Origin of the sequence: Marinospirillum sp. (assembly GCF_044810985.1) — a bacterium.
Taxonomy (GTDB): domain Bacteria; phylum Pseudomonadota; class Gammaproteobacteria; order Pseudomonadales; family Halomonadaceae; genus Marinospirillum.
On sequence record NZ_CP085242.1, the window covers coordinates 127,060 to 150,650 of the forward strand.

Here is a 23,591-nt window from a genome sequence, read left to right on the forward strand (position 1 = left end):
AGGATGCACCTACTCAATTAGTGGTGAAGTTTGCCTAAAGTGGAACTTCTTGTCCAGTTCTGGACTGTTTAACTTTGTTTTTTTGTACTTAAACGCATGTTTGATACTTTTGCAGACACTTGACCGTTTTTGCAAGATTCTATAAGGCCTGCTGGAAGGCCTGCAGATGGCGGCTTAATTCCTGGGCATCCATCTCGCCCTGGATGCGCCAGTCGCGCCACTCCTTGCCCTGATCAAAAAACATAAAGGTGGGAGGGCCAAACAGCTGCTGGTCGTTCATCCACGCGCGGGTTTCTGCAGGAATTTTTGTCAAATCAAACTTGATGCGGTTGATGTCCTGCATGGCAGCCTGGACATCCGGGTGGGGAAACACGCGGTTTTCCATGACTTTGCAGGAAATACACCAGTCGGCATAGAGGTCAACCATGACGGGTTGCTGCGAGGTGTTGATGATTTGTTGAAGCTCATTCAGATCGGTGATGAGGGGTGGGGGGGTGAGTTCTTGTTGGACTTCACTCTGACCGATACCGGCAAGAGGTTGCAGGGGGTTGTTGTTGCCAGCCAAAGCTCCGACCAGCAAGCTGCCACCATAAATAATCAGAGCCAGGCCCAGAGTCAGGCGCAGCTTTTGCAAATGGCCCGCCACCCGAAAATTCAGGCCGCCGATGAATACGCCCACACCCAGAGCCAACAGCCCCCAGATGGCCAGAACCGCTGCGGCAGGCAGAAGGCGCTCGACCAGCCAGATGGCCACGATCAACAGCATGAGACCAAAGAAGGTTTTGACCTGATTCATCCAGATTCCGGCCCTGGGCAACCAGCGGGCACCAAAAGTACCGGCAATAATCAGGGGTAGACCCATGCCCAGACCCATGGCCAGCAAAGCCCAGGCTCCAGTCAAGGCATCTTCGGTGGTGGCAATGAATACCAGGGCACCGGCCAGAGGAGCGCTCATACAGGGGGAAACAACCAGCGTGGACAAAGCTCCCATGCTGGCAACACTGAACAGGGTGCTGCCTTTGGGTTGTTGCAGGGCTTGCAGGCGACTGTCCAGCCAGCCGGGCAGGCGCAATTCCCAGACACCGAACATGGCCAGGGCAAGCAGTACAAACAACAGCGCAAAAGGAATCAGCAGCCAGGGTGATTGCAAGGCCGCCTGGATATTCAGTCCGGCACCAAACAGCCCCATCAAAGCCCCGATTAAGGCGTAGGTAAGCGCCATGCCCAGCACATAAGCCAGGGAGAGAACAAAGCCCCGCAATCTGCTGCTGGATTTGGGGTGCTCGCCCTTGCCAATGATGATGGCGCTGAGAATCGGCAACATGGGCAGAACGCAGGGAGTGAAGGTCAGCCCCAGACCTGCCACAAAGAAAAGACCCAGAATCAGCCAGAAGTGCCCGGAGCTAAGTACCTCAGCCAAGCGACTGCTGCTGGTGGCCGGAGCTGCCTGGCTCTGGCTGTCGGGAGGGGTTGATGCTGTTGTGAGATTCTGTGCTGTCAGTTGTTGCGGGGGTTGTGCAGTGTCCAGGTCGGTAAGATCCACTTGCAGTTGGCTGCGCTGAGGGGGATAACAAAGACCCGCATCGGCACAGCCCTGGTAGCGCAAATTCACGGTCAGGGTGTCGGTCTGTTGTTCGCCACTGAGTTGGGCGGCCATCAGGGCCGTGTCGTAATAAACCTCGGTAACGCCAAAATACTCATCTTCATTGGTGATGGTGGATGAAAAATCAACCTGCTCGATCTTCAGGTTCTGGTCATTCTCCAGAGAGATTTCCAACTGATCACGGTAAAGGTAATAGCCCTCGGCAATATCCCAGCGTATAAAAACCTGGCTGCCTTCCACCCAGACATCGCTTTGAAAGGCTTGTTCGGGTGATAGAAAGTCCTCTTTGCCCGAGGAGTCGCTGAACCAGGAGCCAAAACGCTCGCTGCCCTTTTCAAAAAGGCTGCCTGCGTGAACGGAAGAAAAACCTAGGGTAAGTACCAGTAAGCTGGCAATCAGGAAAGTCAGGCGCTGGGCTGTGTTCAGTATTGACGTCATGCAGGCATCCAATGTCATGAAAACGAAAATAATAGACCTGCGAAGGGGCAGAGGGTTCCAAAGGGAAATGGAGAAGGGAAAACTGGTGGCTATGCCCTGATTTGAACAGGGGACCCCATCATTATGAGTGATGTGCTCTAACCAGCTGAGCTACATAGCCACACAAGCCGCGCAATATTAAGCAGCAGGCTGGAAGCTGTCAAGCTTCCAGCCTTGGATCACTGCTTAAACATTAAAGCGATAGTGCATGACATCACCATCCTTGATGATGTAGTCCTTGCCTTCCAGACGCCATTTGCCCGCTTCCTTGGCACCCTGTTCGCCCTTGCCTGCAACGAAATCCTCGTAGGCCACGACTTCCGCGCGGATAAAGCCCTTCTGAAAATCGGTATGGATCACACCGGCCCCTTCAGGTGCGGTGGCTCCTTTTTTCACCGTCCAGGCGCGCACTTCTTTAACACCAGCGGTGAAGTAGGTTTGCAGGCCCAGGAGTTCATAACCGGCCCGGATCACACGGTTCAGGCCGGGTTCATCCAGCCCCATGGTTTCCAGGAACATGGCTTTTTCTTCGGGGTCATCCAGTTCGGCAATTTCCGCTTCTATCTTGTTGCAGACGGGCACCACCAAAGCATTTTCTTCTTCGGCAATTTTGCGCACCACCTCCAGATGAGGGTTGTTTTCAAAACCCTCTTCACTGACATTGGCGATGTACATGGTGGGTTTGAGAGTCAAAAAACCATAGCTTTTCACCAGCTGCTTTTCTTCATCGGAAAGGCCGAAACTGCGCAGGGGCTTGCCTTCTTCCAGGTGGGGCTGGATTTTTTCCAGAATGGCCTTCTGGGCAATGGCCTCTTTGTCGCCGCCCTTGGCCAGGCGCACCAGTTTCTGGATGCCTTTTTCCACAGAATCCAGGTCAGCCAGAGCCAGTTCCATATTGATGATTTCAATATCATTGGCGGGGTCGACCTGATTGGCGACATGGATGACATTATCATCTTCAAAACAACGCACTACATGAGCAATGGCCTGGGTTTCACGAATATTGGCCAGGAACTTGTTACCCAGACCTTCACCCTTGGAGGCTCCAGCCACCAGACCGGCAATATCCACAAACTCCATGGTCGTGGGCAGTACCCGCTCCGGTTTGACTATCTCCGCCAGCACATCCAGGCGCGGATCCGGCATGGGGACGATGCCGGTATTGGGTTCAATGGTACAGAAGGGGAAGTTTTCTGCATCAATACCTGACTGGGTCAAGGCGTTGAAAAGTGTCGATTTGCCGACATTGGGAAGGCCGACGATGCCGCAATTAAAACCCATAATCTTGTGTCCTGTTTTAAGGTGGATAGCTTTTTTCAATATTCAAGGAAGCCTCTGATTAACGTCATGAGCGCAGGTCAGGCAAGGCAAAATTGATCGAAATAGCGGAATTTACAAGCGAGTAAATGAGCATTTTGAGAGCAATTTTAACGCAGCATCACCAAGCGCAGTAGTTAATAAGAGGTTTCTTATTCTGCTTTGAAACTGTGTAGTCTATTCATGGCCTGGGTGTGGTCGCCACTGAAGATCAGTTCCAGGTGGCGCAGTGTTTCGTCCAGGGCCGCTTCAATTCTGATCTGGTCATCGGGAGAGGGTTTGCCCAGTACATAGTTAGTGACCTGGCTGGCACTGCCTGGGTGGCCGATGCCAATCCGTAAACGATAAAAATCCCGACTGTTGCCCAGAGCGCTTATGGTATCACGCAGACCATTGTGTCCACCGTGTCCACCGCCTTTTTTCAGACGAACCACCCCAGGGTTCAGATCCAGCTCATCGTGGGCGACCAGGATCTGCTCGGGTGCCAGTTTGTAAAAGTTGGCCAGAGCGCCAATGGCTTGACCGCTGCGATTCATATAGGTGGTGGGGATGAGCAGATGAACTTTCTGGCTGCCCAGCATGGCCTGGGCATGCAGCCCGAAAAATTTGCTGGCTTTGAGAGGGGCCTGAAGACGTTCAGCCAGGGCGGCAACCAACCAGGCACCGGCATTATGACGAGTTGCTGCATATTCTTGACCGGGGTTGCCCAGTCCAACCAGGAGTTGAATACCTGTGCTCATTGAATTCACTCAATCAAAAAGTCGGGGAAGGCGCTGGGGGCAAAGGCCCAGATGCGAAAAACCCAGGAAGCCCCGAAGGGCTCCCTGGGCTGAAGGAGCAAAAAAGCCGGATGCTTATTCAGCGGCTTCTTCACCACCCTCTTCATCTTCTTCGTCCTTGCCGCCTTTCTTGGCATGAACACTGACAACACCAGTATCACCGCCATGAGTCAGGGCAGTAATGGTGACGCCTTCTGGCAGCTCCAGGTCAGACAGGTGGATGGTGTGACCCACTTCCAGTTTGCTGACATCAATGTCCAGAGACTGAGGCAGGTTCTGAGGCAGAGCACTGACTTCAACCTCATTCAGCAGATGCTGGATTTTGCCGCCCTGCTGCTTAACACCCACACAAACGTCTTCATTCTGGAAGTGCAGAGGCACCAGAACGGTTACGGCGTGAGTGGAGTCAACACGCTGAAAGTCGACGTGCACGACCAGCGGCTTGAAAGGGTGGCGCTGCATGTCTTTCAGGATAACCTGCTGCTTTTTGCCATCAATATCCAGGTTCAGGATGGAAGTGTAAATCGCTTCTTCAGTTTCCAGAACACGGTAGAACTCACGCTGTTCTACAGCGATGGGCATAGGCTTGTCTTCACCGCCGTAAACGATGGCGGGGATGTACTGCTTCTCGCGACGCAGGCGGCGGCTCGCACTCGTACCCAGGTCGTTGCGTGCAGTAGCTTTAAAATCAAATTGTGTCATTTTATTTGTCCTCATGGACGGTTTAGCTAAAAGTAAACACCGGGGCCCGCGACCAGGCAGTCCGGTGTTCATCGGATTCCCCGAAGGGAGACGTTACCCGTTTAGCTCCGGAACATGGAGCTAATGGATTCTTCATTACTGACGCGACGCACAGCTTCAGCCAACACACTGGAAACAGTCAGCTGGCGGATTTTACCGGAATTAACGGCAGCGGCGGTCAGAGGAATAGTATCGGTTACGATCAGCTCATCCAGCAAAGAGTTGGAGATGTTGCTGATGGCAGCGCCGGACAAAACGGCATGGGTGGAGTAGGCCACCACTCTTTTGGCACCATGCTTCTTCAGGGCTTCAGCGGCTTTGCATAGAGTGCCAGCGGTATCCACCATGTCGTCAACAATAACACAGGTGCGATCTTGAATATCACCAATAATGTGCATGACCTGAGACTGGTTGGCCTGGGGGCGGCGTTTGTCGATAATAGCCAGATCCGTGTCATTCAGCTCTTTGGCAATGGCACGGGCACGAACCACACCGCCAACATCAGGAGATACCACGACCATATCTTCGTAACTCTGGCGTTCAATGTCATCCAGAAGCACGGGGGAACCGTAAATATTATCAACCGGCACATCAAAAAAACCTTGAATCTGATCGGCATGCAGATCCATGGTCATGACACGACTGACACCGGCGGCACACATCATGTCGGCAACCAGTTTGGCGGAAATGGGAACGCGTGAAGAGCGTACTCGACGATCCTGGCGGGCATAACCAAAATAGGGAATAACCGCTGTGATGCGGTGAGCTGAAGCGCGACGCAAAGCATCAACCATCAGCATCAGTTCCATCAGGTGGTCATTCGTGGGAGCGCAGGTGGACTGGATAACAAAGACATCTTTACCGCGGACGTTTTCATTGATTTCGACTGCAATTTCACCATCACTGAATTGGCCGACAGTCGCATCGCCCATGCGGATATCGAGGCATTCAACAACTTTGCGCGCCAGTTCCGGGTTGGCATTGCCCGAAAAGACCATCAAGTTAGACACGGATTCACCCTAATGACAGAGGTTTCGCGAAGGAAGAACAGTAACCTTTACTGTCCTGAGGAAATGCTGATTTGAGTGGCTGGGGTAGAGAGATTCGAACTCCCGAATGCCTGGACCAAAACCAGGTGCCTTACCACTTGGCTATACCCCATCTCAATGGCGACGCATTATAGACAAGGAAGGTTTGTTTGTGAACCCCTGGCTTAGACCAGCAATTGCTGAATCAGCATGTAGCTGGCCGTACCTGCAACCATGGACAGCAGCGCATTGCGCTTCCATAAATGCAACAAAACCACCAGAAAAGCGGGAGCCAGTGCATCCAGACCCAACAGCGGGGTTTCCCAGTGACCCGAGCGAAGTAAAAAAATCACCACCAGCAAGGCCATAATCCCGGCGGGAAGATAGCGCCCCAGATGCTGTACCAGTGGATGGCTGCTGTGCTGGCCCAGAAACACAAAAGGCAGCACGCGGGTCAGGAAAGTGGCTCCGGCAGCGACCAGAATAAAGCTCACTAAATAGAGAGTTTCACTGCTCATCAGCAGAGCCTCCCTGAGTCACCTGATAAAGATGCTTGCGCGAAGGGTATTGCCACAGGAGAGCAACACAAACCAGGAAAATGGCCACCAGCAGTTGTTGGCTTTGCGGGAAAACCAACACGGCCAGTAAAGCAGCCGCTACACCCGCCCAGATGACAAAATGCGACTGCAAAGCCTTGTACTGCTCTATGCACAACACGATAAACAGGGCAACCAGGGCGAACTCAATGCCTGTGGCATCAAAAATCAGGGTATGGCCCAACCAGGCTCCCAGAGCACAACCCAGAACCCAGTAGCTCTGATTAAACAGGGTGATCAGAAAATCAGTTTTCTGCTCCTGTGCCTTGTTGGAGGTACGAGCCCGGCTGGTTAACAAAGAATAGGTTTCATCAGTCAGGCCGAAAATCAGATAAGGCTTGCGCCAACCGGCTCCCTGAAAGGCATCCAGCAAAGAAAGCCCATAAAAAAGGTGGCGGGCATTGAGCACCAGCATGGCAATAAACACTTCCAGTAACCCGGTGTGCGCGAGGAGCAGACTGACCGCCAAAAGTTGTCCGGCACCGGCATAGATCAACACACCCATCAGCGGAGCAAACCACCAAGCATAATCCAGCTGGGTGCTGAAAACGACACCAAAAGCCATACCCAGGGGGACATAGCCAAAAAGAACGGGAAGAGACAATTTAAAGGCGTTGACACTGCCTGGCGGGTGCATAACCAAAGCTCCAGATAACTGAGCGGAGGATTCTAGCAAACTCTGCTTATTTTCGGGCAGCAACCAGAAACTCCCGGTTGCCGTCTCCACCCTTGATGGGGCTGACCATCCAGGTTTGTACTTCCAGCCCCAGCTCTTGCAGTTGAGTGCAGATTTTGTGTTCAACTTCCCTATAGAGTGAGGGGTCACGAACAATGCCTTTTTTACCAACCTTCTCCTTGCCCACTTCAAACTGAGGTTTGACCAGAGTCATCAGCCAGCCTCCAGGCTTGATCAGCGCAGGCAACTGCGGAAGAATCAGTGTCTGGGAAATAAAAGATACATCCACGACCACCAGGCCATAAAGAACCGGAAGCCCCAAATCACTTAAATGCTCTGGCTGCAGATAGCGAGCATTGATTTTTTCCAGACAGAAAATACGCGGATCGTCTTTGAGGCTGGCATGCAGTTGCTGTTGACCGACATCCAGGCCAACAACACGACTTGCCCCCGCCTGAAGCACGCAATCCGTGAACCCGCCCGTGGACTGACCGACATCCAGCACCTGCCAGCCCTGAATATCCACTTCTGTGGCCTTTAACAGAGCTTCCAGCTTGAAGGCGCCTCGCGCCACATAGCGATCATCATCACTGGGCGTAACCTGCAGCTCCGAGTCTTCGGGCAATTTCAAACCGGGCTTGCTGACCGGCTGCCACTGCCCGTTCTTGAAAAGGCTGACGCGCCCCTTATCCAGCATCTGCTGAGCCTGAGTACGGGAGGTGGCCAGTTGCTGGGAGACGAGTAGGAGATCGAGACGCTGCATGAGATAAAACCACTTTTTTAAGTATTCACTGGCAGTATAACTCAGCAAGCTTTTGAATTGGCGTAAAAAAGGATGGAGTGGCTTGCCTGCAAGCCAGGGTGCTGGTAGTATGCGTTCCGCTGCTTAGGAATACCAAGCAGGTCTTTGTGGTGGCCCCTGTTGGTCCTCCCGCAACACGAAATCATGAACCCCGCCAGGCCCGGAAGGGAGCAACGGTAGTGATGGATGTGTGTGCCGGGATGTGGCTGGCAGGGGCCATCTCCATTTCTGGGTTCTTGATTCTGATTATTTCCTTTCTATCCTTTCCAGGCTTCATCTCTAGATTACATATTCGCTTGCTCTGTGCTTCTTCCTCCAGATTTGCCAAAAATTGACCTGAATCACCACATGCATAATACCAATCGGTCCAATGCAGGCATTCAATTTTGTAGTTTTCGGAATATCCTCTATAACTGTAAGTAGCATATTCAGTTATTTGGATACATTTTTGTTGCATGAGCAACTTCTCGAAGCGTAAGGAGTACAGGATGAGTGAGAACAATCAAGCGGCAGGTAAATGCCCGGTGATGCATGGTGGCAACACTGCTGCAGGCCACTCCAACACGGACTGGTGGCCGGAATCCATGAATCTGGACATTCTTCACCAGCATGACCGCAAAACCAACCCCTTGGGTGAAGACTTCAATTACCGTGAAGAAGTCAAAAAGCTGGATTTCGAAGCCGTCAAAAAAGATGTTCATGCTCTGATGACGGACAGTCAGGACTGGTGGCCAGCGGATTGGGGTCACTATGGCGGCTTGATGATTCGCATGGCCTGGCACTCGGCCGGTACCTACCGTATTGCCGATGGTCGTGGAGGCGGCGGCACGGGCAATCAACGTTTCGCCCCGATCAACTCCTGGCCGGACAACGTCAGCCTGGACAAAGCGCGTCGTCTGCTCTGGCCGGTTAAGAAGAAGTATGGCAACAAGTTGTCCTGGGCCGATCTGATTATCCTTGCAGGCACCGTGGCCTATGAGTCCATGGGTTTGCCCTCGTTTGGTTTTTCCTTTGGTCGTGAAGACATCTGGCATCCTGAAAAAGACACCTACTGGGGTGCGGAAAAAGAATGGCTGGCGCCCTCTGATGAGCGCTATGAGGATGTTGATAACCCTGACACCATGGAAAATCCTCTGGCCGCCGTGCAGATGGGTCTGATTTATGTCAATCCCGAAGGCGTTAACGGCAAGCCTGATCCCCTTAAAACCGGGGAGCAGGTACGGGAAACTTTCGCGCGTATGGCGATGGATGATGAGGAAGCCGCGGCTCTGACGGCTGGCGGTCATACGGTGGGTAAATGTCACGGTAATGGTGATGCCGAAGCTTTGGGTGCTGAACCGGAAGCTGCTGATGTCGAAGAGCAGGGCCTGGGCTGGAAAAACCCGAATATGCAAGGTAAGGCGGCCAATGCTGTGACTTCGGGTATAGAAGGGGCCTGGACGACCAACCCCACTAAATTTGATATGGGGTATTTTGACCTTCTGTTCGGCTATGAATGGGAGTTGAAAAAAAGCCCGGCGGGTGCCCAGCAATGGGAACCAGTGAATATGAAGGAAGAAGACAAGCCGGTCGACGCTACTGATCCTTCCATTCGTCACAATCCCATCATGACCGATGCCGATATGGCCATGAAGATGGATCCCAAATACCGGGCCATCTGTGAAAAATTCATGGCGGATCCTGAATACTTCCGGGACTGCTTTGCCCGTGCCTGGTTCAAGCTGACTCACCGGGACTTGGGGCCAAAAAGTCGTTACATCGGCCCGGAAGCACCCTCTGAAGACCTGATCTGGCAGGATCCGGTTCCCGCAGGCAGCACCGACTATTGCGAAGAAGTGGTCAAGGAAAAAATTGCCGAAGCGGGCCTTTCCATTGGTGAAATGGTCAGCACCGCCTGGGACAGTGCCCGGACCTTCCGTGGTTCCGACATGCGTGGAGGTGCCAATGGTGCGCATATCCGCTTGGCTCCACAGAAAGACTGGGAAGGCAACGAGCCTGAACGTCTGGCCAGGGTGCTGAAGGTCTATGAAAAAATCTCTACTGAAACCGGTGCCAGTATTGCTGATGTGATTGTGTTGGCAGGCAGTGTCGGCATCGAACAAGCGGCGAAGGCCGCAGGTCATGAAGTCCGTGTTCCCTTCCTGAAGGGGCGTGGCGATGCCTCCCAGGAGATGACCGATGTGGATTCTTTCGAGCCGCTGGAACCCCTAGCCGATGGTTTCCGCAACTGGCAGAAAAAAGACTATGTGGTCAAACCCGAAGAAATGCTGCTTGATCGCGCCCAGCTGATGGGCCTGACCGGGCCTGAAATGACCGTACTGATCGGTGGCATGCGTATGCTGGGTACCAATCATGGTGGTGGTAAACAGGGTGTCCTCACGGATCGTGAAGGTCAGCTGACCAACGACTTCTTCGTTAACCTGACCGACATGGCTTACACCTGGAAGCCGGCGGGCAAGAATCTCTATGAAATTCGTGACCGCAAGACGGATGAAGTGAAGTGGACCGCCAGCCGGATCGATCTGGTATTCGGCTCCAACTCCATCCTGCGTTCCTATGCTGAGGTGTATGCTCAGGACGATAACGCAGAGAAGTTTGTGAAAGACTTTGTGAAGGCCTGGACCAAGGTGATGAATGCGGACCGCTTTGACGCGGTCAGTTGATTTCTGACTCTTGAGTGACCTGAAAACGGCGTCTGGAAACAGGCGCCGTTTTTTTTCGACCCTTGAGTTTGACTGAATTTGAATTTATAAGACGATCGGTCTAATATTGAGGAATGGAAACATTAAACCCAACACCTAAGCGGCGTGGTCGCCCTCCCAAGTCTCGTGATGAGCAAGCTGGGACGCGCCAGCTTTTATTGCGTGCAGGCCTTGAGGTGCTGACCGAGAAGGGTTTTGCTACGACTGGGATTGAAGAGATCCTGAAGCGGGCCGGTGTGCCCAAAGGCTCCTTCTACCATTACTTTGCCAGCAAAGAAGCTTTCGGAGCTGCACTGATCGATGCCTATGCTCGTTATTTTGCAAACAAGCTGGATAAGCACTTTACTAATACTGAGCTGGCCCCCTTGGCTCGTATCGAGGCTTTTATTCTGGATGCTGAAGAGGGGATGCGCCGTCATGAGTTCCGGCGAGGTTGCTTGATTGGCAATTTGGGCCAGGAAATGGCTGCTTTGCCTGAAGCTTTTCGTAATCAGTTGCAGCAGGTATTTAAAGACTGGCAAATACGCTTGGCGGCTTGTTTGCAGGCTGCCCAAGGGGCCGATGAAATATCCAGAGAGGTTGACTGCCAACAATGGGCTGCTTATTTCTGGACGGCTTGGGAAGGCGCTGTGCTGAGATCCAAACTGGAACAAAAGCCTGAACCTTTGCACTTGTTTGCACGTTTTTTCCTGTCAGGCCTACGTAAGGCCTGAATTTTTTTGCATTTAATTAGACGATTGGTCTAAATGGGAGGATGTATGTTTAAAGCCGTAGTCATCGAGAAAAACGATCAGGGTTACCGCTCCAGCCTTCAGGAACTGGATGACAGCCAACTGCCCGAAGGGGATGTGACGGTCAAAGTCAGTCATTCCACGCTCAACTACAAGGATGGACTGGCCATCACCGGCAAAGGGCCGGTGGTTCGCAAATTCCCTATGGTTCCCGGTATCGATCTGGTGGGTGAGGTGGAAGAATCCTCGCACCCGGATTACAAGGTGGGCGATCTGGTATTGCTGAATGGCTGGGGTGTCGGTGAAGGCCACTGGGGTGGTTTGGCTCAAAAAGCTCGTGTCAAAGGGGATTGGCTGGTACCTCTTCCCTCCAAATTTACTCCGGCTCAGGCGATGTCCATAGGCACGGCAGGTTACACGGCCATGCTCTGTGTTCTGGCTTTGGAGCGTCAGGGCGTGAAACCGGAAGATGGAGAAATCCTGGTGACCGGTGCTGCCGGGGGTGTAGGCAGTGTGGCTATTTCCCTGTTGAGCCACCTGGGTTATCAGGTGGTCGCAGCGACCGGGCGTCCTGATGATGCCGATTATCTGAAATCCCTGGGAGCCGTGGATATCATCGAACGCTCTCAGCTGTCCGAACCGGGCAAACCTCTGGCCAAAGAACGTTGGGCCGGGGCAGTGGATGTTGTGGGCAGTCATACTCTGGCCAATGTCTGTGCTTCCACCCGTTATCGGGGTGTGGTGACGGCTTGTGGTTTGGCCGGGGGTATGGACTTTCCTTCCACCGTTGCTCCTTTCATTTTGCGCGGTGTGACCCTGGTGGGGATTGATAGTGTCATGTGCCCCCGTGAAGAACGCCTGGAAGCCTGGCAGCGTCTGGCAAAAGACCTGGATATTACCAAGCTGGAAGCCATCAGCCAGGAGGTGGCTTTGAGTGAAGCAATTCCCATGGCCGAGAAATTACTGAAGGGTGAGGTGAGAGGTCGCTTGGTGGTCGATGTGAATGCCTGATTTGCAGCAATCTTAGCCGTCAATCTTAAAAACGGTGCCTGGAAACGGGTGCCGTTTTTTTATGTGCAAACCCCTTGTTTTTAATTTATCTAATATAATGTTTTTATGTGATAAACATATATTTGCTATTTTATGATGTTTTTTTGATCGCATGTTTATCCTAGTGAAGATTCTTTTCTGTGATTTATTTGGCAATTCAGTGATTTGTTTTTGCAGTGAATTGGAAGCGCTGCTAATGTTGAGTTGCTAAACAAATTTAATCTATTGCGCAAAGCAAACAGTTGGAGTGCAAAGGTATGGCCAGTAAAAGTCATGGCGCATCGGTTGCGCCTAAAGAAAGAATCAACATCTGCTATCGTCCGGCTACAGGTGATGCCAAGGCCCAGGTAGAGCTGCCCTTTAAGGTGTTGATCCTCGGGCAATTCCGCACCGGTGATGACCCTGCCCCCATCCAGGAAAGGGAAACTCAGAACATTAATCGCCAGAACTTTGATGAAGTGATGGCTGCCCAGGGCCTGCAGTTGAATTTCAGCGTGCCCAATCATCTTAATGAAACAGATGAAGAGCTTAGTGTTGAACTCAAGCCCCAGTCTTTGAAAGATCTGGAGCCGGATCAACTGACCCAGGCAATTCCCGAGCTACAGAAAACCCTGGAGTTGCGTGAAGCACTCAAGGCTTTGAAAGGCCCCCTTGGCAACACGCCCACCATGCGCAAAACCATTCAAGTGATGCTGGAAGATGACGGTCAGCGCAAGAAATTGATGAGTGAGCTGGGTCTGAGCGCCAAGGGCAAAAACAACCAGGGCCAGGCGGACAGCCAGGACAGTGAATAATCAAGGGGTAGGTTATGAGTGAACAGGTAAAAGAACAGCCTTTGGTTGGCGAGATTCTGGGCTTTACCCGGCTGGATCAGGAGGACAGTGGTTACCTTCTGGCCAAACAGGGTGTGGAGTTATTGCTGGGTGAGCTGCTGAGCAAAGAAGAACCCGTGACCCGGGTGGATAAATCCCTGGTTGAGCAAATGATTGATGAGCTGGATGAGCGCCTGGGTCGGCAAATGGATGCCATCCTGCATGCTCCTGAATTGCAGGAAGTGGAAAGCACCTGGCGAGGCCTGGACTTTCTGGTGCAGCGTACGGACTTCAACGAAAACATCCGAGTGGAAATCTACAATGCCAGCAAGGAAGAGTTGCTGGAAGATTTTCAGGATGCTCCAGAAGCGAACCAGTCAGCCCTTTTTCAAACCATTTATACTCAGGAATACGGTCAGTTCGGGGGGGAGCCCTATGGTGTGGTGATCGGCGATTATGCCTTTTCACCCAGCACCCCGGACATTCAACTGCTGGAACAGATGGCGGGTCTGGCCAGCATGACTCATGCACCCTTCATCAGTGGAACAGACCCCTCCTTCTTCGGCCTGGAAACCTGGTCGGAATTGCCGGAACTCAAGGAAGTGGAGTCCATGTTTGAAGGGCCTCAGTACATCAAGTGGCGTGGCTTGCGCGAACAGGAGGATGCCCGCAACCTGGGGCTGGTTCTGCCACGCCTTATGGGACGTGCCCTGTTCGGGGAAGACAAACCGGTTCGCAGTTTTGTTTATCAGGAAGAAGTGAATCAGGAAGAAGACTACCTCTGGATCAATGCCAGTTACGCTTATGCCACCCGTCTGATGGACAGTTTTGCCCGCTATCGCTGGTGCCCCAATATTATTGGTCCCCAGTCGGGCGGTGCAGTTCTCAACCTGCCTGTCCACATCACTGAAATTGAAGGCACGCCAGCGACTCTGGGGCCAATTGAAACCACGGTTTCCGATCGCAAGGAATACGAGCTTTCCGAATTGGGCTTTATTCCCCTGACCCAGCGTAAAAATGCCGATAACGCCACTTTCTTTTCCTCCAACTCGGTGCAGAAGCCCAAGTATTTTGGAACCGATCCGGAAGCCAAGATTGCCGAACTCAATTACCGTCTGGGTACGCAACTGCCTTACATGTTCATCATCAACCGCCTGGCGCACTACATCAAGGTGCTGCAGCGTGAAAATCTGGGCAGCTGGAAGAGCCGGGCTGACCTTGAAGGTGAGTTGAACCGTTGGATTCGTCAGTATGTCGCCGATCAGGAAAACCCTTCTCCTGCCACCCGCAGCCAGCGCCCCTTGCGCCGTGCAATAGTCACGGTTGCGGAAGTGGATGGCGAAGCCGGTTGGTATCAGGTGGGTCTGGAAGTGACACCTCACTTCAAGTTTATGGGTGCCAACTTCACCTTGTCTCTGACCGGTCTGCTGGATCGGGTGTAAAAAACATAAGACTTTTTAAATTTGCAGGAGAAGAAAGATGCCTAACGTAATTTATATGACCATAGAAACCGCTGATGGCGATGCTTTGAGTGAAGGCGCTTCCAGTGAAGACAGTATCGGTGCGTTTTTCAAATCCGGTCATGAAGATGAAATCTTTGTAACCGGTTTTGATCACAAGGTCAGCATTCCCACCGACCGTTTGACGGGCCAGGTGACCGGTAACCGCAAGCATGAATACCTGAAAGTGCGCAAACTGATCGACAAGAGTTCCCCTTTATTGTTTCAGTGCCTGGCAGAACCCAAGCACCTGGTTTGCACCCTGAACTTCTTTCGCAGTGCAGATACCGGCAGTGATGGCCAGCCGGTGCACTTTTATACCATTGAGCTGGAAGGCGCCAAGATCGTCGATATTCGCACTGTCTCGCCTGACTTTCTGGACCCGGCCAATGATGAAAAAAGTGCCTACGAAGAAGTCTGCATGACTTACAGCAGCATCACCTGGAATCACGAAGTGGCTTCAAGCACAGCGATTGATAACTGGGCTGGGGAGTAAGTCTGAATGGGTAAAGGGCTGGGTGTATTGCTTTTGGCTGTACTTCTTGCAGGCTGCGCGGGACGTCAGTTGGAAGGTGAAACCTGGATCAACTCGATAGAACCTCAATATCAGGATGCTGATCCCCAGACCCCCTGGGTCTGGGAGCCGGGTCCTGACCGCTGGATTTATCAGGGTGAGGCCGATGAAGCACCCGTTCTGGAAGCCGGGAAATGGGAATATGAATCCGAAGCCATACGCTTGCATTTCCGGGCTTCACAGGATCTGAATCAGCGTCTGGGGCGTCCTCACACTCTGGCAATCAAACTGCTGCAGATGAGCGGTCAGGAAGAACTGGACAGCTACCGTTCTTCCTCCTTTCGTTTGTCTGACTTGATGCGGGCCGATGCCAGTGAGCTGGATGCCAGTTTTTTGCGGGAGAGCCGCTTGACCCTGGCACCGGGCGAAGAACAAAGCGTGGTTCTCAACCGCGTGAAAAATGCCCGCTACCTGGTGATCCTGGCTGGCTATTACAAAATGAGTGATGAGGCCAGCGTGCAGGTTCTGCCCTTACCCGCAGTTACCCACCGCAATCCACCCAAAAAGCCCTGGTGGCGGTTCTGGCAACGCAGTGACCCACCGCCCAATCAGCCAGGCTGGCTCAAGGTCTGGGTCGAACTGGGTGCGAATGAACTGGGCACCGTCAATGCGCGTGCGTTGTAAAACCTGGAAATAAAGGAAAACAACCTTGACTAGCAAACCTCTTTACTGGCATCAGGGGCTGTTCCTGCAACCTCAGCACTTTCAGCATCTGGATGCCTATCACCAGCAGATGCAGCAGGCCATACGCCAGGCCGCCAGCTGCCTTCCCTGGGGTGTGGCTGCTTATGAGCTGGATCAGAATGCCCTGTCGGCCAGCAAGGTCTCCTTTCGGCGTTTGAAGGTTCTGATGCGGGACGGCACCTGGTTTGATTTCCCCACCAATGCTGAACTGGAAGACCTGACTCTGGATCAGGGGTCCTGGCCGGATACAACCGAACCTTTGCAGGTGCATCTGGTGATCACCTCAATACAGCAACGTCATCCGGTTCTGGGTGCTCATGAATCGCCTACCAAAAGCAAGGCCCGTTACCTGTTGCAGGAAAAGCCCGAACTTCTGCCGGATTACTATCAGCCGGGTGAAGAAGTCGAAGCTCCACTCCTGACCCTGGTGGGCAAACTGGTGACACGAGCCCAGCTGGGGGAAATGAGCGGCGTGGAAAGTCTGCCGGTCTGCCAACTGGTTCAGCAACAGGAACAGCTGCAGCTGGATCCTGGTTATCTGCCGCCCATGCTGACGGTCATGGCCGTGCCGGAAATGCATCAATGGTTGCAATCTTTCAAGGATGAACTGGTGGCCCGAGCTCAACAACTGGAAGATTACAAGCAGGCACCGGCTGAATACCGCAATTCCGACTTCAACCCGCGTTTGATGCGTTACCGCCTGGCCCTTCAGGCTCTGGGGCGTTCAGTGCAGGCATTCACCCATCTGCTGGAACTGGGTCAGGTGCCGCCGGAAAGAGTCTACCAGGAGGTTCGGGAGCTGATCGCCGACCTCAGCTGTTTTTCGACAACAGCCAATGTTCGCGGTGAAATGCCGGGAGCGGGACTCAAGCTACCCGCTTATGATCACCTGCAATTGGGCTCCTGTTTTTCACTAGCCAAGGAACTGGTCAATCGCCTGTTGAACGAAATCGCTCTGGATTCGGAAGCACTGGCCCGCTTTAAAGAAATTCGTCAGGGGCAGTATGAGCTGGATTTGCCAGCCCACTTCCTGGATGCCGGACAGGAAATGTTCCTGGTTCTGCGCACCCAAAAGGAGCGTCACCTCTGGCTGCGTTCTTTCCAGCAGTTTTCCAAGCTGGGTACTCCGGCGCTGGTGCCCACCTATCAGGCACGAGCCCTGCCTGGTGTGGCCAAGCAATTGCTGGAGGTTCGCCCGGAAGGTCTGCCACAAAGGCCCAACTCCACCTACTTTATCCTGCAGAGAAATGACGATGCCTGGATGTCGGTCGAGAGGGAAGGGGTGATTCAGCTGTCGTGGAGTGACGCGCCTGATGACCTGGTGGCCGAGTTGGTGACGATCAAGGGGTAAACCATGCGAATGATCGACTGTTTTATTGAAGTCCTGGCTTATGTCAAGCAGGTGGAAGAGCAGGTGTCCTCTGGTGGAATCCAGCCGGGGCTGGATGAGGTGCATACCGAGTGTGAGCGCCTGCTGGCTGACAAGGCGCTGGTTTATGCCAGCCTGGGTTACCGCCGCGAGCACTACGAGAAAGCTCGCTTTGCAGTGGTTGCCTTTATTGATGAAACCCTGATGGCCTCCGGTTGGCAGGAAGCCGAAGCCTGGGGAGCCCATCAGCTCCAGAAAAAATACTATGACACCGCCAATGCCGGTCAGGAATTCTTTCAGCAACTGGATACCCTGACCCTGATCGACCCGGCTGATCAGGATGTGCGTGAAGTGTTTTATTATTGCCTGGCTCTGGGTTTCAAGGGGCGTTTTTTCAGTCCCTCCGAGCAGGCGCATCTGGAAAGGCTGCGTATGGAGAATTTTGAGCTGCTCTCCCAGGGGCAAAAACAGCCCTGGGACAGTGAAGCAGCCATTCTGACACCCGAGGCCTACCCTGTTGCACCTGAAACCACCCCCAGACACCGCAAGTTTTCTTATTTGCCGCTCTACCTGGGTGGTCCTCTGCTGGTGGTCCTGGTGGCTTATGGCCTGATGCGGATGGAAGTGGTCGCCCTGGCACAACGCCTGGTTGCGCTCATCTAGCCATCCATGAATACAAAAAGGAAGGCTGACTCGTGAAAACGTTTCTGAAAATACTCCTGTTTATTTTTGTCTGGGCACTCATTGCCGGTGCTGCGGTCTTTGGTGCCCTGTTGCTGGGTTATCCCCTGGCCACGGGTGTCAATGTCGCCCTGCTGCTGTTTGCTGTCTGGCTGGTGTATCGCCTGGGTAAATGGGGTCTGGCACGTTGGCGTGCCCGAGCCAGAGCCAGACGCCTCCTGCAGGAAGGTCAGGCTGATTCCGCCCCGGGAGCAGGCAGTGCAGATACCCAAAAGCTGGATGCCAGCTTCAAGGGCCTGATGAAGTTCATGAAGGACAGCCCCCTGGTGGACAAGGGTCTGGAACCGGAATATGCCCTGCCCTGGTATCTCTTTCTGGGTGAAGAACAACAGGCTGCTGATTTGCTTAAGGGGGGGCGTGTATCCCTGCCCACGGATCTGGGCAGCCAGTTCAACCAGGCTGATTCAGCTGTTAGTTGGTGGCCCTTTAATGAAAGCCTTTTGGTGCAATTGCCCAGTAATCTTTTCCGGGATCTGGATGACCAGGATGCCGAGTGGCGCAGGCTGCTTTACCTGCTGTCCAGAAAACGCAGTGAAGAACCCATTAATGGCCTGATTCTGCCGATTGACTGGCGCTGGCTGGAAAGCCAGACGGAAGACCGCTTGTTTGAACAGGGTCTGGCTCTGCGCAATCAACTGGGTCAAATGATGAAAGTCATCAAAACCCGTTTTCCGGTTTATTTTGTCCTCACCGGCATGGAACAGCTGGACGGTGTGGAAGCCTGGGAACAGCAATTGCCGACCCATCTCAAGGATCAGGCCGTCGGTCAGCTGAATATCCGCCAGCAGGAAGCGGATGACTTTGTTGAAGCCAGTGTTGCGCACATTGCTGAACGCCTCAAAGACCTGAACATCTACATCCTGCGCGGTGGCAAAACCGCAACCTCAGCCCTGGTATTGCCAACACGTCTGGCGGAACTTCAGGGTCGTTTGCACCAATTTACCCGAGGAGTCTTCCAGGAAAGCATCTTTGAAGAACTGCCCAGGTTGCGCGGCTTTTACCTGGCCTCAGTCTTGCCGGGTGAGGGCGAGGAGGGCTTGCCTCAGGGACTTTTCTGTCACGACTTTCTGACTCAGGTGTTGCCCAGTGAACGTAATCAGGCCCATAAAGTACCGGCTGCTGTGCGGGCAGAAAAAGCCTTGCGCAATACCTGGGTAGCCGGTTATGCCGTTCTGGTTCTGGTTGTGCTGATCGGGCTGGGTCTGATGTACCGTCAGGACACCCAGTTTCTGGAAAATATGACCGAACGCTATGCCGGACGCCTGATTGAACAGAGTGACTTCAATAACAATATCGATGTCAATTACAGCCTCTCCAATTTGCTGGAGCAGTTGGAAAACCAGAGTTTTCTGCCCTGGCTGAATGATGTGACCTCAACACCGGATTTTCAGGTACGTCTGAATCGGCTTTTGATCAAAAGAGTCGAGCAAAACCTGATAGGCCCCATGGACAAGCATCTGCAATTCACGGCTGAAAAGCAGCTGTTTGAAACCGATCTGACCGGTGATGAACTCAGTCGCGAGATGGCACGTTTTGTGGGGCAACTGGTCCGGGAAATCAACCTGATTCAGGCCCGACTGGACGGCACGGATGAAGCTGGCTTGAGAGAAATGCCGCCGGCCTACACCAATGCGGATGATGAGGCTCTGGAGAGTCTGGATATTGCAGAATTGAATGCCCTGAATCAGCTGTACATCCACTACCTGGTGCGTCAGGAAAACACCCAGAAGCTGGAGGCCCGCCTGGAAAAGAAACGCGGTCGCCTGCAGCGCATTCTGTCCAAGAGTCCCGGCAGCCTGGACTGGCTCATCGACTGGGGTAATCAGGCAGCCAGGGAGGCAGAGGTTCGCCTGGGGGAGTTCTGGCGGGGCATCCGCGCTGATCAGGATGTGCGAGTACCCGCCGCTTTCACGATTGAAGGAAAGACGCGAATTGATGATTTTATTGAGCAACTACTGGCCACTCAGGAAGTGGAAGAAGATGCCGCCAAAGTGGATGAACTCATCCCCGGCTTTCAGGAAAGCTACCGTGCCCGTTACCTGGATGCCTGGAAAAAGTTTGCTCTGAGCTTTCAGTCGGGGGTGGATACCTTGAGTGGTGAGAACGCCTGGCGTCAGGCGATTGATTTGCAAGCCACCACCCGCAACCAGCATTTTCAGTTACTGGATCGCATGGCCGAGGAGCTGGACCCCTTTATGGATGATGATGCTCCCGAGTGGGTCAATCTGGTCAGCATCTATGCCGCCATGAAAGCCTTTGCTCCAGATGCCTCGGGCGCGGACAAGGGCGCATTGCAGAAAATGGGGCTGAAAATGCTGAAAAAAGCCGGGAAGGTGGGTAAAACCCTGGCCAAGGTGGGCAAAAAGGCAGCCAAGGCTCAGGGCGGCTCCGGCCCCACCAAAAGTGAACAGGAACTGATGGTGGAAAGAGCAGCAGGCCTTCTGGGGGAATATCGCAGCAATATTCGTGAAATCACCAAGGATTCGCAAATACCTTCGGTTGCTCATTTGAGTATGCAGGATCTTTATTCCAACCCGGACGATCCCACTCAGGGGCAAACCTCCCTGGCCAGTGGCTATGGCAATCTTGAAGACATGCAGGGTTTGCTGGGTCGTAATACGGATTTTAACGAACCCTTCTGGGCTGTATTTCGTGGTCCCCTGAATATGTTTCGGCGTTTTTTGGTGCAACAGTCAGCAGAAGAAATGCAGGACATCTGGGAAAAAGAATTTCTGGCCGCAACCAATGGTGTACCCAAGGAGCGGATGGCGAACTATCTCTATGGTGGCGAAGGTCTGGTTTGGGTCTTCATGGATGAACATCTGAGCACTTTTGTGGAACAGCGCTTTGGTGCCGGTTATGCCAGCAAAAGGGCTTTTGGAACCGCTTACCCGCTCAATGATGAACTGCTCAACTATCTGGCCAAGGCCGATGAGTTCAGAAAACAAAAGCAGGACTATTATGAAGTGATTCTGAGTACCCGTCCGACTTCGGTCAATCCGGGAGCCCAACGCCTGCCCAGCAGCACTCTCTTGGAAATGCAGTGTGAAGAAGGCTTGCAGGAAGTGGAAAACGACAACTATCGAGTGGACGCTGAATTTGTCTGGACGCCGGACTGTGGCAATGTTCGCTTAACCATTCAGGTGGACAGCTATTCTCTGGTCAAGAACTACCGGGGTCCCTATGGTTTTCCGGAGTTTCTGGAAGATTTTGCCGATGGCACCAAACGTTTTTCCATCTCGGAATTCCCGCTTTATGAAGACCGTCTGGCAGAGTGGGGCATTGAATACTTTGACCTGCAGTTCGGCCTGCGTGGGCATGGCAAGGTGATTGATGTGCTGAGCGCCAGTCGGCAAAGACTTCCTCGCTACATCGTCAACTAACGGGGAAGCCACCACATGTCTTTACTTGAACAAAGCAGCATCCCTCTGGGTTATAAACTGCCACCCGGCCAGGCCTACTTGCCCTGCCGTCTTTTGGTGATCACTGACCTGGGCGTGGAAAAAGCAGCCAGACAGCCGGAAGGTTATGCTTCCATTGATCGCCTTCTGGAGCGTTATCAGCCCCGTCTTGATCTGGAGGGTGATGGTTGGGCCGTGACTGTTCGGGTGCAATGCCTGGCCGATCTGGAACCGCAAAATCTGCTTCAGCAATTGACGGCTCAGAGAAAAAACCAGGCCAGGGATGATCTGGATTACCTGCATCAGGAGCAGCAGGAACTGGCTCTATTGAACCGTGTTCTGCATCACCCGCGCCTGCGTCAACTGGAAGCCAGCTGGCGCAGTCTGGACAAGCTGTTGCAGCAGTTCCGGCATTCGGATCGGGTGGAAGTCAGGGTCTTGCACCGTAGCCAGCAGGAACTGAGTGATGAGCTGACTCAGACCGCTCTGTTGGATAGTGATCTGTTCGAACTGGTGTATTCCAGTGAACTGGGTCAATACGGGGGGCAGCCCTATTCTGCCTTGTTGCTGGATTACGAATGGCAGATGACGGCTGCGCAACTGCAGTTGCTGGAAAGCCTGGGACGTCTGGGGCAGCTGGCCCATCTGCCGGTTCTGACAGCAATCAGTGCGGCGGCTTTTGGTATCAAGGATTTTTCCGCCAGCCTGAGTCAGGAAAAGCTGGATGAAATTTCCACGGGTCGCCGTTACCTGAAGCTGCGCCAACTGATGGCATCGCCTGCAGCTCGCTACCTGCTGTTGGGGTTGCCCAGGGTGCTCCTGCGGCCTCCCCATCAACTGCATTTGGGTCAGGCCTGGTTTCAGGAAGTGGCCGAGAACGGAGAACAACCTCTGGTCTGGGGCAATCCGGCTTATCCCTTGGCGGGTATGCTGCTGCACAGTTTTCAGCAACTGGGAGCCTATACCGGACTTTTAGAAGCCAGGGGCAGCCAGGATCGTTTGTATCAGCCTTTGCAGCTTTACACCGCCCACCTGGGTCAGGCACCGCTGGAAACCCAGTGGTCCCAGTCCAGGGTTGCCCAGATGACCCAGTTGGGTCTGACACCCCTGGTGGCCGGAGGCCGGGGAGATGCCTTGGCCTGCGAAATGCCGGTCATGCTGCAGGCTGCGGCATTGGATCGGGAAGGCGTTCACCCGGACAACCAACTGGTTTATCTCTTGACGGTCTGCCGCGTCGCCCACTACCTGAAGCAGGCCCTGCGCGAGCTGTTGGGCAGTACAGTGCTGGTTGAAGAGGTGGAGGCCGGGCTGAACCAGTGGTTGCAATCTCTGGTCTCGGCACAGGAAAGACCCACAGCTGAAGTCATGCACCGCAAGCCCTTTCGCTCTGCTCAGGTGCATCTGGCCAGAACAGCTTCTGGAGAAACAGAAATGCAATTGCAACTGGAACCGCATTTGAAATACCAGGGGGAAAGTTTTGCCTTGACCCTTGCGGCCAACCTGCCTGGAGAAACCTATGGCTAGACCCGGCTACATGAAAATCACCGGTGAAGATCAGGGCGAATTGATCGGAAGTGTTGATGATGAGCGCTATGGCGAAGGCCTGATCAAGGTGTTTTCCCTGACCCACAAGGTGGCTCGTTCCGGAGAAAGTGAAGGCGGGGTGCTCAATGCTGCCGTCACCCATCAGCCTCTGGAGTTGGTCAAGCCGGTGGATCAGGCTTCACCTCTTTTGAATCAGGCCCTTTGTGAGCAGGAATTTCTGCAGGTACTGATTACCTGGTATCAGCCGGACAGCGAAGGGCAGCAGGTTCCTTTCTACCAGATGGAACTGGAAAAAGCGCAAATCCTTTCCCTGACCACGGAAATGCCCGATTGCAATCAGCCCAGTCAGGACGGCTGGCATTATCTGGAACGCCTGCGTCTGGTCTACAAAAGCATTGCCTGGCGGATGGGACCGGGAGGAGAGCAGGAATTCATGACTCAGGTACGCAAGGCTGGAGAATAGT

At 53.4% G+C, this 23,591-nt stretch carries 20 protein-coding genes, 2 tRNA genes and 1 other RNA gene; 13 read left to right on the forward strand and 10 right to left on the reverse strand.

Translation table 11 applies throughout. The features are described 5' to 3' along the window. Positions 1-139 precede the first annotated feature (139 nt). The 10 genes from dsbD to LG323_RS00715 all read right to left on the reverse strand — a co-directional run bounded on the left by dsbD (position 140) and on the right by LG323_RS00715 (position 7,980). Complete coding sequence (dsbD, locus tag LG323_RS00670) at positions 140-2,041, reverse strand: protein-disulfide reductase DsbD (RefSeq protein WP_404418154.1); 1,902 nt, start codon at positions 2,039-2,041, stop codon at positions 140-142. An 83-nt stretch (positions 2,042-2,124) separates the two neighbouring features. Then, positions 2,125-2,201, reverse strand: a tRNA-Met gene (locus tag LG323_RS00675). A 65-nt stretch (positions 2,202-2,266) separates the two neighbouring features. Continuing rightward, on the reverse strand, positions 2,267-3,361 hold the full coding sequence (ychF, locus tag LG323_RS00680) for a redox-regulated ATPase YchF (protein ID WP_310695861.1): 1,095 nt from the start codon (positions 3,359-3,361) through the stop codon (positions 2,267-2,269). Positions 3,362-3,549: 188 nt separating this feature from the next. Further along, positions 3,550-4,137 (reverse strand): aminoacyl-tRNA hydrolase, encoded by a 588-nt coding sequence (pth, locus tag LG323_RS00685; RefSeq protein ID WP_404418157.1) that lies wholly within the window; start codon positions 4,135-4,137, stop codon positions 3,550-3,552. 114 nt (positions 4,138-4,251) lie between these two features. Further along, complete coding sequence (locus LG323_RS00690; protein WP_404418159.1) at positions 4,252-4,878, reverse strand: 50S ribosomal protein L25/general stress protein Ctc; 627 nt, start codon at positions 4,876-4,878, stop codon at positions 4,252-4,254. 101 nt (positions 4,879-4,979) lie between these two features. Next, entirely contained in the window at positions 4,980-5,927 is a 948-nt protein-coding gene (locus tag LG323_RS00695) for a ribose-phosphate pyrophosphokinase (protein WP_310695858.1), read from the reverse strand. A gap of 76 nt (positions 5,928-6,003) precedes the next feature. Further along, positions 6,004-6,078, reverse strand: a tRNA-Gln gene (locus LG323_RS00700). A gap of 52 nt (positions 6,079-6,130) precedes the next feature. Further along, positions 6,131-6,463, reverse strand: a complete 333-nt coding sequence (locus tag LG323_RS00705) for a branched-chain amino acid transporter permease (protein WP_404418161.1) — start codon at positions 6,461-6,463, stop codon at positions 6,131-6,133. After that, positions 6,453-7,178 (reverse strand): AzlC family ABC transporter permease, encoded by a 726-nt coding sequence (locus tag LG323_RS00710; RefSeq protein WP_404418163.1) that lies wholly within the window; start codon positions 7,176-7,178, stop codon positions 6,453-6,455. The genes LG323_RS00705 and LG323_RS00710 overlap by 11 nt, the downstream gene beginning before the upstream one ends. A gap of 46 nt (positions 7,179-7,224) precedes the next feature. After that, a complete protein-coding gene (locus LG323_RS00715; RefSeq protein WP_404418165.1) occupies positions 7,225-7,980 on the reverse strand; it encodes a TlyA family RNA methyltransferase in 756 nt (251 codons plus the stop codon). Between the two features lie 157 nt (positions 7,981-8,137). Between LG323_RS00715 and ffs the strand changes: the two genes are divergently transcribed. The 13 genes from ffs (at position 8,138) to tssD (LG323_RS00780) (ending at position 23,590) form a co-directional block, all read left to right on the forward strand. Further along, positions 8,138-8,234, forward strand: an RNA gene (ffs, locus tag LG323_RS00720) — signal recognition particle sRNA small type. 273 nt (positions 8,235-8,507) lie between these two features. Further along, positions 8,508-10,682, forward strand: a complete 2,175-nt coding sequence (gene katG / locus LG323_RS00725) for a catalase/peroxidase HPI (RefSeq protein ID WP_404418167.1) — start codon at positions 8,508-8,510, stop codon at positions 10,680-10,682. Between the two features lie 113 nt (positions 10,683-10,795). Next, on the forward strand, positions 10,796-11,434 hold the full coding sequence (locus LG323_RS00730) for a TetR/AcrR family transcriptional regulator (protein ID WP_404418169.1): 639 nt from the start codon (positions 10,796-10,798) through the stop codon (positions 11,432-11,434). A gap of 45 nt (positions 11,435-11,479) precedes the next feature. Next, positions 11,480-12,463 (forward strand): MDR family oxidoreductase, encoded by a 984-nt coding sequence (locus tag LG323_RS00735; protein WP_404418171.1) that lies wholly within the window; start codon positions 11,480-11,482, stop codon positions 12,461-12,463. A gap of 296 nt (positions 12,464-12,759) precedes the next feature. Then, positions 12,760-13,296, forward strand: a complete 537-nt coding sequence (gene tssB, locus LG323_RS00740) for a type VI secretion system contractile sheath small subunit (protein WP_404418173.1) — start codon at positions 12,760-12,762, stop codon at positions 13,294-13,296. Between the two features lie 14 nt (positions 13,297-13,310). Then, positions 13,311-14,756: a type VI secretion system contractile sheath large subunit gene (gene tssC / locus LG323_RS00745; RefSeq protein WP_404418175.1), complete on the forward strand. Its 1,446-nt coding sequence runs from the start codon at positions 13,311-13,313 to the stop codon at positions 14,754-14,756. Between the two features lie 37 nt (positions 14,757-14,793). Beyond that, positions 14,794-15,309, forward strand: coding sequence for a type VI secretion system tube protein TssD (gene tssD, locus LG323_RS00750; protein ID WP_404418177.1), 516 nt, complete (start codon positions 14,794-14,796; stop codon positions 15,307-15,309). Between the two features lie 6 nt (positions 15,310-15,315). Beyond that, the gene (gene tssJ, locus LG323_RS00755; RefSeq protein ID WP_404418179.1) at positions 15,316-16,011 is read left to right on the forward strand and encodes a type VI secretion system lipoprotein TssJ; all 696 of its coding nucleotides are present in this window, start codon (positions 15,316-15,318) and stop codon (positions 16,009-16,011) included. 25 nt (positions 16,012-16,036) lie between these two features. Further along, positions 16,037-17,422, forward strand: a complete 1,386-nt coding sequence (gene tssK, locus LG323_RS00760; RefSeq protein ID WP_404418181.1) for a type VI secretion system baseplate subunit TssK — start codon at positions 16,037-16,039, stop codon at positions 17,420-17,422. 3 nt (positions 17,423-17,425) lie between these two features. After that, complete coding sequence (locus LG323_RS00765) at positions 17,426-18,103, forward strand: DotU family type IV/VI secretion system protein (protein ID WP_404418183.1); 678 nt, start codon at positions 17,426-17,428, stop codon at positions 18,101-18,103. 32 nt (positions 18,104-18,135) lie between these two features. Then, positions 18,136-21,564, forward strand: coding sequence for a type VI secretion system protein (locus LG323_RS00770; protein WP_404418185.1), 3,429 nt, complete (start codon positions 18,136-18,138; stop codon positions 21,562-21,564). 15 nt (positions 21,565-21,579) lie between these two features. Next, positions 21,580-23,106, forward strand: coding sequence for a type VI secretion system contractile sheath domain-containing protein (locus tag LG323_RS00775; protein ID WP_404418187.1), 1,527 nt, complete (start codon positions 21,580-21,582; stop codon positions 23,104-23,106). After that, positions 23,099-23,590, forward strand: a complete 492-nt coding sequence (gene tssD / locus LG323_RS00780; protein WP_404418189.1) for a type VI secretion system tube protein TssD — start codon at positions 23,099-23,101, stop codon at positions 23,588-23,590. Before LG323_RS00775 ends, tssD (LG323_RS00780) begins: the two co-directional genes overlap by 8 nt. The last annotated feature ends 1 nt before the right edge of the window (position 23,591 follow it).